We start from the raw sequence: 9,795 nt of genomic DNA on the forward strand, positions 1-9,795 counted from the left end.
GGCCCTTGCGCTCCGGGGCGGGAGGTGCGAGGCCGCGCGGCGGCTCGGGGATCCGCTCCGGTCGGCGAACCGCTCCGACGCGTCCGGCGCGGATCGACGGGTTGCCCCATCAGCGCGGATCCGTCCACGGGCTTGCATCCTGGGAGCCCCTGAGTAGCGTCGAAGGTGCGAGGGCGTCCACGACTCCGCCCGAGCAGCGGTCCGGCGGGGATCGCGAGCGGCGACAGGGGACGGCCATGGGCAGGATGATCTACGACTCGACGACCGAGGCGGACTTCGACGATCGGCTGCTCGCGCATCTGCAGATCGTGATCGGCACCAAGCTCGGCAAGGGCGAGTCCTTCTACTTCTCCTGGCGCGACGCGGGAGCCGCGGGCGACGGACGGACGTCGCTGTGGCTGCATCCGTCGATCCCGTTGCGCTTCAAGTACTTCGGCGGGCGGGCGCCGTCCATCAACCCGGAGTGGGTGCGGCGGCTGCTGATGGACTCGTACAGCGCTCAGGGTCTGCGCATCTCGCCCGAGCCCGAGCACGAGCACGCCGTGCACACGGCGGCCATCCCGACGGTGTAGCGCCCCCGACCAGCGGGACGGCGCCTCAGCGCACCCGGTCGGCCAGCCGGCCGATGATCCACTCGCCCGTCTCGCCGCGCGCTCGGACGAGCAGGCGGGTGACGGAGCCGATGTCGGGCTCGCCCTCGTCGGCGCTGTCGTACTCGATGACCATCGGCGTCGACTCCGACAGCGCGACGGTGGCGAACGACGTCGGCGTGCCCTCGGCGACCCAGACGAGCAGCCCGGAGTCCCCGTCGCGCCGGAGGATCGCCGTGGCGTACTCGAGGCGGGTGAGGGCGACGTCGTCGACCTGGAGGGGCGGGAGCGAGGCGAGCTTCAGATAGCCCATGTCGCCGCCGACTGCGGTGCGCGTACCGGTTCCATGGATTCCCCTGCCCGTTGAGGCCTGATCAGGCCGAGCATCGGGGTCCGGGATGCGTGGGCCACCCTACGCCCCGGAGCGTCGAACGGGGCGGGAGTGCGCTCAGCGGCCCGGGGGCGGGGGCCGTCGGCTGCCGGATCACGGAGGTCGCCCGGCTCGGACGGTGACCGCGCCGACGGACCCATCACATCCGGGGGTCCCCGGGCAAGGGGCTGCAGCTCTGGAGCAGGCGGCGGCTAGGACTGCGAGGACCGCAGAGCTCCGGGATCCTCCGGAGCGCGGGAATGGAGGATCCGATGAGCGGGACGGTGCTCGATCCGGTGGGAACGCTCGTCGCCGAGGCGGAGGAGGGTTCGATCGCGACGGATCGGCGGCCGGCGCGCCGGGTCCGCCGCTCCGCCCCGCGCGAGGACCGGATCGTCGTGCTGCGGGCGACCGCGGTCGAGCTCGAGCTGCTGCAGGACGAGCTGCGGAGGATCGCGGAGTCGGCGTGCCTGGACGCCCGGGCGGCGGCGCTCGCCCGTCTGCGGGCGCTGCGAGAGGAGGAGCGGGGCTGGGCCGCGCTGGCGCTGCCCGACGCGCGACGGGTCCGTGTGCGCCTCCGACTCGAGCGCGACGGTCTGCGGCGCGACGGGATCGGCTGCCGCCACGTCGTCGGCCCGCGCCGGTGACGGGATATCACCCGCGGCGCGCAGGGGGAACCCTCTCCACCGCGCTCCCACCCCGACGTAGCGTCGGCGGGACGATCGACGAGAGGTGGACGACGATGACCGGTGCGGTACCCCAGTGGGTGCACTTCGCGCGCAAGGAGCCGCAGACGGCGGCGATCGGCTCGCGGCGGATCGAGATCGGCGCCCCTGATGCGCTCGCCGGCGAGGTGCTGCTCACGGTCGCCGAGGACGGCGTACCCCTGGGCTACGTGCTGCCGACCGATCCGCCGTCGTACCGCGCCCTGGGCGCGACCGGCTCGGCTCGGGTGGACACGATGGAGGATCTGATCGGTCTGCTCGCACCGGCGACCGCGGCGCCGCGGGGGAGCAGCGTCTGACGCGCCCTGCGCCTCCGGTCGCGGTGCTGCGGGCCGCTACTCGGCGACGCTGAGAGCGAGGGCCACGCCGGGCGTCAGCAGCAGGTGCGCGGTCCGCAGGTCGCCCTCGCCCTGGTTCACCTCGAGCCAGTGCGGCTCCGTCCCGAGCACCTCGGCGACGAGCTGCTTCGCCTCCTGCACCGACACGTTCCCCATCGTGTAGAGACGGCCGCCGTAATGGAGCTCGACGCGCGTCATGCCCGCACCGCGGCATCCGGGACCGCTGTCTCGGGCTCGGCCGTGATGCGCAGGCCCTGCGCGGTGTACGAGTCCTGCAGCAGGCGGCGGATCCACTCCGGGTTGATCGCGGGCGCGCGGCCGCCGAAGTACGTGAAGCGCAGCGGGATCGCGGGGTGCAGCCAGATGGCGGTGCGCCCGTTGCCCGAGCCGCTGCCGTCCTTCCACGAGAGGTAGGAGCGCTCGCCCTTGCCGAGCTTGGCGCCGATCACGACCTGCAGGTGCGCGAGGAGTCGATCCTCGAAGTCCGCCTCGGTGCTCGAGTCGTAGAACAGTCTGCCCATCGCGTCTCCCGCCCTCGCGGGCGCCCGGTGCGGCCGCCCTGTCCGCACGCTCCGAACCGCGCCGATCCTCCACGCTACGGGGAGGCTGTGCGTCCGGGTCCGGGGGTTGACTGCTGCGATGTCGATCACGACATCGGCCGCCACGGGCTGGACACGTCGGTGTCGTCGAGGAAGTCGACGTCGGGGATGTCCGTCATCTCGTCGCTCCACGAGGGGCGGGCGGGCTGCATCCGCCGCGTCTCGAGCTCGATGTGCGCGACGACCTCCTCGTCGACCGGATCGTCGCCCTGGCTGTTCTCGACCGGGGTCGAGTAGAGCTGGCTGGCGGGACCGATCAGCAGGTGCGCGTAGGCGCGGCTCCCGCCCTCGGTGACGACGGGGATCTGCACCACGTCCGATTTGCCGACATCGGCGAGGGCGCGCGCGTAGCGGAGGACGGCCTTGCAGGTGACGTCCCCGACGAGCATGTGGCCGCTGGAGTAGTGCAGTCTTCTCATGCCGGACACCCTGCGCCCGACCCGACCTCGGGGTGAAGAGGATTGCCAGCGCGGCAGTCGGGGCGTAGGGGTCCTAGAGCGTGGTGGTGGTCGAGACCACTCCGTGCGCCACGTCGCGGAGCTTCGCGCCGGTGCGGCGGGCGTGCGCGCGGAGCAGGGTGAAGGCCTTGTCCACGCTGATGTTCTGCCGCTCGGCGAGCACGCCCTTGGCCTGCTCGATGACGACGCGGGAGTTGAGCGCCCGCTGCAGCTGCGCGGCGATGTCGTTCTGCTCCCGGAGCGTCTCGCTGAAGACGAGACCGAGGGTCGCGACGTCGGCGAGGGCCTGCACGACCGCGATGTCGTTGTCGCTGAAGGGGCCCGGCTCCTTCGCGAAGAGGTTGATCGCGCCCAGGGTGCGGTCGCGGTGGCGCAGCGGAGTCGCGTGCACGGCCCGGAACCCGCGCTCGAGGGCGGTGCGGGTGAAGCCGGGCCAGCGGTCGGTCTCGGCGAGGTCGGTCGACTCGACCACGGCGCCGCCGTGGAACGCCTCGAGGCACGGGCCCTCGGTCGTGCCCAGCTGCTCCTCCTCGAGCTCGGCGGCGCGCTCGCTCGTCGAGGCCATGACGTGCAGCGCACCGTCGGCGTCGGCGAGCACGATGCCGGCGTCGACCGCCGCGGTGAAGCGCGTCGCGGCCTGCACGAGCGTGTCGAGGGTGTCGATGACGTCGTGCTCGGGGCGCAGGGCGTCGGCGAGCGCGACGAAGACGTCGGCGAGGCGGGCTTCGCGATCGGAGGAGGTCATGGATCGAGGGTAGGGACGGTGACGGAGGGAGGGGAACCCGGTTCCGCGACCGCTTCGCTCCCCGTCCACCCGGCGTCGACCCCCGAGGCGCGGGTGCGGCCACTGCCAGACGATCGTCGTGGAGTCAACGGTCTCCACACATCCGAGGACCCCGATTTACAGTCCTCACATCCCGGTGGAGACGCGTGACCGACTCGGAGCGCGAGGCCCGCTGGAGGACGAGGGGAGTCGATCATGTCGAGAGACGACGTAGCGCCGGGGCGGTTCGCGCGATTCGTGAAGTGGGTGCCGCGTGCCGACGGCTGGGAGCCCCAGTACCTGCGCGGGCGGGTCCTGGCCAAGAAGGACGGCGAGTGGATCATCTCGGTCAACGGCCAGGAGACCCGCGTGATCAAGAAGGAGTGGAGCGTCTACCGCTGACGCTCCCGGGCGAGGACGGAGGGGTGCCGTGATGCTGCCCGATCGACGCAGCCCCGAGGTCCGCGAGGCGCGGCCGGGACTGTTCGTGCTGGAGCTGCGGCGCACGCTGACGCGGCCGGCGGAGGAGCTGGGCGTCGTGGTGCGGACCGGAGGGACCTGGACGGCGCTGAGCCTGGAGGGCGTGGCGGTGGGGGGGGACACGTTCCACGAGGCGGTGTCGGTGCTGGCGCGGCCCTGACGCTGTACGCGACCGAGGTCGTGACGCCCGGAGAGCGCTCGGACGACGGATTCCGACCCTGCCGACCTCGATCGCGTACTCAGAGGTGGCGGCCCGGCCGCTGCACGCCGATGACGGTGAGCGCGATCGACCCGGTGGTGCCCTGCGCGGCGGTCGGCGACGACTCCGGGAGCCGGAGGGTCAGGCGGAGGTGATCCGTCGCTCCGACCGCGAAGGCGGGGGACGCGGGCAGGTCGATCCGGGCGGTGGCGGGCCGGTCGGGCGCGATCGGAGTGATCGTGCCGCCGCAGGTCGCCCCGTCGGTCGACCAGGGCTGCGAGCAGCGGTCGAGCGCGATCTGCAGGCCGTCGGAGCTGCTCGCCCCCACCACCGGGGCCGAGGACTCGAGCTGCAGGGCCGCGACCGCGACGGTGCCCGTGTTGGTGACGTCGACGAGGCGGCGGGCGGCGACGGCTCCGGCGAGACCTGCTCCGATGATCGCGATGCGCTCGCCGTCGGCGGCGATCGCGGCGATCTCGCCGGCCGCCCGGACGCCCGAGTTCCAGGCCCCCTGCAGGGTGCCCGGAGCGGAGGAGTCGGTCGCCTCGCCGGCGAAGAAGACCCGGTCGAGCACGTTCTGCGCGAGATCCTCGCGATGCTCGGGGGTCGCTCCGACGGGCAGGTAGGAGGTGCTGCCGAGCGCGTACGGGTCGGCGCCCCAGGCGGAGCGCACGAAGGCGGCGGGCGTCGGCACGGCGGTGGTGCTCGGCGTGGGCACCGGCGCCTGGGTCACGGAGCGGGTCGGCGTGGGACGCGGCGGAGTGCAGCCCGCGAGGACCAGGAGGCCGACCCCCGTGGCGGCTCCCGAGAGGAAGGTGCGGCGTCCGATCGTCATCCCCGACATCCTACGTTCTCGCCTCCCGGCACGGCCCTCGGCTCCTCCGGCGCCCCTGTCCGCACACGGGCCGCCGCCGCAAGGCCCGGCGGACGCCCCGCCGCGAGTGGTAGACCTGGACCCATGAGCAACGACATCCGCGAACTCGCCGAGGGCGAGAGCTACCTCGCCTTCTTCCAGGGCGGCCCCTTCGACGGCCAGACCGAGACCCGTGTCAGCACCGACGGCGGCTACGAGAAGGAGGTCGACGTCTACGCGGCCGTGGACGGCCAGGAGACGCACCTCGTCTACACCGCCGTCGCCGCGAAGGAGGTCGGCGAGTCGGTCCACGTGACCTTCACCCTCGACGCCCCCGACTCCGACCCGATCGAGGACCACGAGGACCGCGGCGGCGGATTCCAGTAGGCGCGACTCCTCAGGGACGCCGTCCCGGCTCCGGCCGGGGCGGCGTTCGTCGTCCACTGTGACGAAGCGTGACGTCCCCCCTGCGGGTGTCACAGGAGCGCGTCTACGATCGCCGCTGGAGCGGCCGAGCAGCGGGCGCCGGACGGAGACGACGATGCCCGCGACCACGACCCCCACGATCGGCGAGCAGTCGGCCGAGTTCACCACCGGATTCACCGCCGCCATCGGCGACGACCTCGCGGCGGTCTTCGCCGGCGAGCAGGCCGACCTCGTCTCGGCCGGCGTGCCCGACCACGCCGTGTCCGCGGGCGACGAGCTGCCGGACGCGACGGTGCTCACCGTCGACGGCGAGCCGGTCGCGCTCTCCTCCGCGCTCGGCGACGGAGCCGCCGTGCTGGTGTTCTACCGCGGCGCCTGGTGCCCGTACTGCAACCTCACGCTGCGCCACTACGACGCCACCCTCGCCCCGGCGCTGCGCGAGCGCGGAGTCGCCTTCGTCGCGATCAGCCCGCAGAGCGCCGACGGCTCCCGCTCGACGGGCGACGGCGAGCTCGGCTTCACCGTCCTCTCGGACCCGGGCAACGCCCTCGCTGGTCGCCTGGGCATCGTGACCGCGCCCAGCGACGCCGCGATCGAGGCGCACACCTCCCTCGGCTTCGCGGTGAAGGACTCGAACGCGGACGAGACGCCCGCGATCCCCTTCCCGACCGTGCTCGTCGTCGATGCGGGACGCGTCGTGCGCTTCGCCGACGTGCACGTCGACTACACGACGCGCACCGAGACGGCCGAGATCCTCGCGGCGGTCGACGATCTGGTCTGACCCCTGCCGGTGCGGGAGGGGGCTGTCAAGCCTCCCTCCCGCCCAGGCGTCCTCCCCATCCGGCCCCCTACTCTCCTTCGAAGCACCATCGACGCCGAGGGTCGGCGCCGGAAGGAGAACTCACCGATGACCGAGATCACCGCGCACCACGGACTCTTCAAGGACACGAACCTCCACGTCGACGACACCGGCGGATCGGGCCGCCCGGTCGTCCTGATCCACGGCTGGCCCCTCTCGGGCGAGTCCTGGTCGGAGCAGGTCCCGGCGCTCACCGCGGCCGGCTACCGCGTCGTCAGCTACGACCGCCGCGGCTTCGGACGCAGCGACAAGCCGCTCACCGGCTACACCTACGACACCCTCACCGAGGACCTGCACGCGCTGCTCACCGAGCTGGACCTGCAGGACGTCACGCTCGTCGGCTTCTCGATGGGCGGCGGCGAGGTCGCCCGCTACTTCTCGAAGTACGGCACCGAGCGCCTGCGCAGCGTCGTGTTCGCATCGGCCGTGCCGCCGTACCTGATGAAGGGCTCCGACAACCCGGACGGCCCGCTCGAGAAGTCCCAGGCCGCCGAGATGACGGCCGGTCTCACCAAGGACCAGGACGCCTTCTACGACGACTTCACGACGCAGTTCTTCTCGGCGGAGGGCACGCTCGTCGTCACGGAGCAGCAGCGACAGGACGCGCTCGCCCTCGCGAAGCAGTCGTCGAAGGTCGCCGCGCTCGCCTGCATGACGGCGTTCGCGACCACGGACTTCCGCGAGGACCTGCCGCTCGTCACCGTCCCGACGCTCGTCATCCACGGCGACAGCGACGCGACCGTGCCGTTCGAGGGCTCGGGCGCGCGCACGCACGCCGCGATCCCCGGCTCCGAGCTGCACGTCGTCGAGGGCGGCCCCCACGGCGTCAACGTCAGCCACGCGGAGGAGTGGAACGCCCGCGTCCTCGAGTTCCTCGCGAAGTAGCGCCGGCCGCCCCCGCCCCCTGCTGATCGAGTAGGCCGCTCCGCGGCCGTATCGAGATCCCCCACCCCCGGAGATGCCGGTCTCGATACGCCCCTTCGGGGCTACTCGACCAGCAGGCGGCGCCAGCGAGAATCGCGGGACCTCGTTCCACCCGCCCTTGCTGATCGAGTAGGCCGCAGGCCGTATCGAGATCTCCCGCCCGGGCCTCAGCCCTTCTCGGCGCCCTCCGTCGTGTTCATGATCCGCTTCTGGAAGACGAAGAACAGCACCGCCACCGGGATCGACATCAGCACCGCCGCCGCCAGCTGCAGCGGGTACTGGTTGCCCGTGCCCAGCTGCCCTGAGACGAGCGAGGCGACTCCGGTCGTCAGCGTGTTCAGCTCCGGCGACTGCCGCGAGACCACGAAGTGCGAGAACTCGTTCCACGAGCCCTGGAACGACAGGATGAACAGCGTCACGATCGCCGGGCGCGCCATCGGCACCACGATCGAGCGGAACGTGCGGAACACGCCGGCCCCGTCGATCCGCGCGGCCTCCTCGATCGACAGCGGGATCGAGTCGAAGAACTGCTTCATGATGAAGATGCCCGCCGCGTCCACGATCAGCGGCACGATCATCCCGGCGTAGCTGTCGTACAGCCCGAGCTGCTTGAGGATCAGGAACCGCGGGATCAGCAGCACGACCGCCGGCACGCTCATCACTCCGATGAACAGCGCGAACAGGAAGCCCCGCCCGCGGAAGTTCAGCCGCGACAGGGCGTAGCCCGCGAGCGAGTCGAAGAACACGCGCCCGAGGGTCACGAACACGGTCACGATGACCGAGTTGAGCGTCCACAGCGGCAGCGGCACGTCGGTGAAGAGCCGCTCGTACGAGGCGAAGGACCAGGTCGCCGGGAGCAGCGACAGCGGGTTCGAGGTCGCGTCCGCGTCGGTCTTGAACGACGACGCGACCGAGATCAGGAACGGGTAGATGTAGACGAGCGCCAGCGCGATCAGCAGCAGGTAGCCGCCGATCAGCGAGGCGCGGCCTCGGGCCCCGAGGTGCACGCGGCGGCGCGGGAGCGGGGCGGCCGGCGTCTCGTCGACGGGCCGGGTGCCGGAGTCGATCAGGGTGCTCATCGCACACCTCCCGTGGTGAGGGTCGTGGCGGCGTCGGCCCGGGCGGCACGACGGCCGGTGCGCGGCTCGCCCTTCTCGCGCAGCAGCGCCCGCTGCAGCAGCGTGAGCACGACGATGATGAAGAACAGGATGAACGCGATCGCCGCGCCCTGGCCCCAGCGGAGGTCCGTGAACGAGGACTCGTAGGCGAGGAACGCGGGCGTGAGCAGGGTCTTGCCGGGCGAGCCCCCTCCGGTCAGGTAGATCTGGTCGAAGACCTGCCACGTTCCGATGAGGCCGAGGGTCAGCACCGTGAAGAGCGTGGGTCGGAGCATCGGCAGGGTGACCGAGAAGAACTTGCGCAGCGGCCCCGCCCCGTCCATCAGCGCGGCCTCGTCGATCTCGGCGCCGATGTTCTGCAGCGCCGCGAGGAACAGCAGCATGAAGGTGCCCGAGGTGGTGAAGATCGCCATCGTGATCAGCACGCACATCGCGACGGAGGGGCCCGACAGCCAGTCCCACCAGGTGAGGCCGAGCGGAGCGGCGGCGGCCAGCGGGCCGGAGCCGTCGACGCCGACCGCGCCCAGCAGGCTGTGCAGGATCCCGGAGGGGTCCGCCATCCAGGTCGGACCGTCGGCGCCGAACCAGCCGAGCACCGCGTTCACGACGCCCGAGGCGCTGAAGAGGAACAGGAAGATCACGGTGATCGCGATCGAGGACGTGACGGAGGGGAAGTAGAAGGCGGTGCGGAAGAAGCCGCGTCCGCGGAGGATCCGCCGGTTCACCTGCACCGCGAGGAACAGCGCGAGGGCCGTCTGCAGGGGCACGACGAGCAGCACGTAGTAGAGGTTGTTCCGGATCGCGGTGCCGAAGTCCTTCTGCGCCAGGCCGGGCTCGGTGAGCACCGCCTGGTAGTTCTCGCCGCCGACGAACTGCGCGGTCGGACCCAGCGGGGAGCCCAGGCCGTTCCAGTTGCTCACGCTCACCCACAGGGCGAGGCCGATGGGCAGCACGAGGAAGACGCCGATGACGAGGATCGCGGGGAGGGTGAAGAGCCAGCCGTAGCGGGCCTCGTGCCCGCGGATGCCGGAGCGGCGCCTGCGGGCGGGTGCGGGGGCGGTCATCGATGCGTCTCCTTCGACGTGTCGGGGGC

General features: G+C 72.0%; 16 protein-coding genes. 8 read left to right on the forward strand and 8 right to left on the reverse strand.

Annotated features, from left to right (window positions below; translation table 11 throughout):
* Window positions 1–236 precede the first annotated feature (236 nt).
* A complete protein-coding gene (locus NB037_RS17000) occupies window positions 237–572 on the forward strand; it encodes a DUF7882 family protein (protein ID WP_251947881.1) in 336 nt (111 codons plus the stop codon).
* Between the two features lie 25 nt (window positions 573–597).
* Here NB037_RS17000 and NB037_RS17005 read toward each other — a convergent pair whose 3' ends face one another.
* On the reverse strand, window positions 598–903 hold the full coding sequence (locus NB037_RS17005; RefSeq protein ID WP_251947883.1) for a hypothetical protein: 306 nt from the start codon (window positions 901–903) through the stop codon (window positions 598–600).
* Between the two features lie 329 nt (window positions 904–1,232).
* On the opposite strand from NB037_RS17005, the gene NB037_RS17010 reads away from it, so the two are divergent.
* Complete coding sequence (locus tag NB037_RS17010; protein WP_251947885.1) at window positions 1,233–1,607, forward strand: hypothetical protein; 375 nt, start codon at window positions 1,233–1,235, stop codon at window positions 1,605–1,607.
* Between the two features lie 95 nt (window positions 1,608–1,702).
* The gene (locus NB037_RS17015) at window positions 1,703–1,984 is read left to right on the forward strand and encodes a hypothetical protein (protein WP_251947887.1); all 282 of its coding nucleotides are present in this window, start codon (window positions 1,703–1,705) and stop codon (window positions 1,982–1,984) included.
* Window positions 1,985–2,020: 36 nt separating this feature from the next.
* Here NB037_RS17015 and NB037_RS17020 read toward each other — a convergent pair whose 3' ends face one another.
* From NB037_RS17020 to NB037_RS17035, 4 genes are all read right to left on the reverse strand, one after another.
* Window positions 2,021–2,221, reverse strand: a complete 201-nt coding sequence (locus NB037_RS17020; RefSeq protein WP_251947889.1) for a hypothetical protein — start codon at window positions 2,219–2,221, stop codon at window positions 2,021–2,023.
* Window positions 2,218–2,544, reverse strand: coding sequence for a DUF7882 family protein (locus NB037_RS17025; RefSeq protein WP_251947891.1), 327 nt, complete (start codon window positions 2,542–2,544; stop codon window positions 2,218–2,220). The genes NB037_RS17020 and NB037_RS17025 overlap by 4 nt, the downstream gene beginning before the upstream one ends.
* A 125-nt stretch (window positions 2,545–2,669) precedes the next feature.
* Entirely contained in the window at window positions 2,670–3,041 is a 372-nt protein-coding gene (locus NB037_RS17030) for a hypothetical protein (protein ID WP_251947893.1), read from the reverse strand.
* 73 nt (window positions 3,042–3,114) lie between these two features.
* Entirely contained in the window at window positions 3,115–3,825 is a 711-nt protein-coding gene (locus tag NB037_RS17035; RefSeq protein ID WP_251947895.1) for a GAF and ANTAR domain-containing protein, read from the reverse strand.
* A gap of 234 nt (window positions 3,826–4,059) precedes the next feature.
* Between NB037_RS17035 and NB037_RS17040 the strand changes: the two genes are divergently transcribed.
* On the forward strand, window positions 4,060–4,245 hold the full coding sequence (locus tag NB037_RS17040; RefSeq protein ID WP_251947897.1) for a hypothetical protein: 186 nt from the start codon (window positions 4,060–4,062) through the stop codon (window positions 4,243–4,245).
* A gap of 31 nt (window positions 4,246–4,276) precedes the next feature.
* Complete coding sequence (locus NB037_RS17045; protein ID WP_251947900.1) at window positions 4,277–4,483, forward strand: hypothetical protein; 207 nt, start codon at window positions 4,277–4,279, stop codon at window positions 4,481–4,483.
* A gap of 79 nt (window positions 4,484–4,562) precedes the next feature.
* Here NB037_RS17045 and NB037_RS17050 read toward each other — a convergent pair whose 3' ends face one another.
* A complete protein-coding gene (locus tag NB037_RS17050; protein WP_251947903.1) occupies window positions 4,563–5,357 on the reverse strand; it encodes an FAD-dependent oxidoreductase in 795 nt (264 codons plus the stop codon).
* 123 nt (window positions 5,358–5,480) lie between these two features.
* On the opposite strand from NB037_RS17050, the gene NB037_RS17055 reads away from it, so the two are divergent.
* The 3 genes from NB037_RS17055 to NB037_RS17065 all read left to right on the forward strand — a co-directional run bounded on the left by NB037_RS17055 (window position 5,481) and on the right by NB037_RS17065 (window position 7,545).
* On the forward strand, window positions 5,481–5,762 hold the full coding sequence (locus tag NB037_RS17055; protein WP_055789301.1) for a hypothetical protein: 282 nt from the start codon (window positions 5,481–5,483) through the stop codon (window positions 5,760–5,762).
* A gap of 154 nt (window positions 5,763–5,916) precedes the next feature.
* Window positions 5,917–6,582: a peroxiredoxin-like family protein gene (locus tag NB037_RS17060; RefSeq protein ID WP_251947905.1), complete on the forward strand. Its 666-nt coding sequence runs from the start codon at window positions 5,917–5,919 to the stop codon at window positions 6,580–6,582.
* Between the two features lie 126 nt (window positions 6,583–6,708).
* Window positions 6,709–7,545, forward strand: a complete 837-nt coding sequence (locus NB037_RS17065) for an alpha/beta fold hydrolase (RefSeq protein WP_207403608.1) — start codon at window positions 6,709–6,711, stop codon at window positions 7,543–7,545.
* A gap of 206 nt (window positions 7,546–7,751) precedes the next feature.
* On the opposite strand, the gene NB037_RS17070 is transcribed toward NB037_RS17065, so the two are convergent.
* Window positions 7,752–8,663 carry a carbohydrate ABC transporter permease gene (locus NB037_RS17070; RefSeq protein ID WP_251947907.1) on the reverse strand — a complete coding sequence of 304 codons (912 nt, stop codon included), beginning with the start codon at window positions 8,661–8,663 and terminating at the stop codon, window positions 7,752–7,754.
* On the reverse strand, window positions 8,660–9,766 hold the full coding sequence (locus NB037_RS17075; RefSeq protein ID WP_251947909.1) for a carbohydrate ABC transporter permease: 1,107 nt from the start codon (window positions 9,764–9,766) through the stop codon (window positions 8,660–8,662). Before NB037_RS17075 ends, NB037_RS17070 begins: the two co-directional genes overlap by 4 nt.
* Window positions 9,767–9,795: the final 29 nt, after the last annotated feature.

The sequence above is a fragment of the Rathayibacter rubneri genome, assembly GCF_023743255.1.
Lineage (GTDB): Bacteria > Actinomycetota > Actinomycetes > Actinomycetales > Microbacteriaceae > Rathayibacter > Rathayibacter rubneri.

Coding starts and splice junctions, on each gene's coding strand:
- NB037_RS17000 (WP_251947881.1), top strand. CDS start 237: ATGGGCAGGATGATCTACGACTCGACGACCGAGGCGGACTTCGACGAT.
- NB037_RS17005 (WP_251947883.1), bottom strand. CDS start 903: ATGGGCTATCTGAAGCTCGCCTCGCTCCCGCCCCTCCAGGTCGACGAC.
- NB037_RS17010 (WP_251947885.1), top strand. CDS start 1,233: ATGAGCGGGACGGTGCTCGATCCGGTGGGAACGCTCGTCGCCGAGGCG.
- NB037_RS17015 (WP_251947887.1), top strand. CDS start 1,703: ATGACCGGTGCGGTACCCCAGTGGGTGCACTTCGCGCGCAAGGAGCCG.
- NB037_RS17020 (WP_251947889.1), bottom strand. CDS start 2,221: ATGACGCGCGTCGAGCTCCATTACGGCGGCCGTCTCTACACGATGGGG.
- NB037_RS17025 (WP_251947891.1), bottom strand. CDS start 2,544: ATGGGCAGACTGTTCTACGACTCGAGCACCGAGGCGGACTTCGAGGAT.
- NB037_RS17030 (WP_251947893.1), bottom strand. CDS start 3,041: ATGAGAAGACTGCACTACTCCAGCGGCCACATGCTCGTCGGGGACGTC.
- NB037_RS17035 (WP_251947895.1), bottom strand. CDS start 3,825: ATGACCTCCTCCGATCGCGAAGCCCGCCTCGCCGACGTCTTCGTCGCG.
- NB037_RS17040 (WP_251947897.1), top strand. CDS start 4,060: ATGTCGAGAGACGACGTAGCGCCGGGGCGGTTCGCGCGATTCGTGAAG.
- NB037_RS17045 (WP_251947900.1), top strand. CDS start 4,277: ATGCTGCCCGATCGACGCAGCCCCGAGGTCCGCGAGGCGCGGCCGGGA.
- NB037_RS17050 (WP_251947903.1), bottom strand. CDS start 5,357: ATGACGATCGGACGCCGCACCTTCCTCTCGGGAGCCGCCACGGGGGTC.
- NB037_RS17055 (WP_055789301.1), top strand. CDS start 5,481: ATGAGCAACGACATCCGCGAACTCGCCGAGGGCGAGAGCTACCTCGCC.
- NB037_RS17060 (WP_251947905.1), top strand. CDS start 5,917: ATGCCCGCGACCACGACCCCCACGATCGGCGAGCAGTCGGCCGAGTTC.
- NB037_RS17065 (WP_207403608.1), top strand. CDS start 6,709: ATGACCGAGATCACCGCGCACCACGGACTCTTCAAGGACACGAACCTC.
- NB037_RS17070 (WP_251947907.1), bottom strand. CDS start 8,663: ATGAGCACCCTGATCGACTCCGGCACCCGGCCCGTCGACGAGACGCCG.
- NB037_RS17075 (WP_251947909.1), bottom strand. CDS start 9,766: ATGACCGCCCCCGCACCCGCCCGCAGGCGCCGCTCCGGCATCCGCGGG.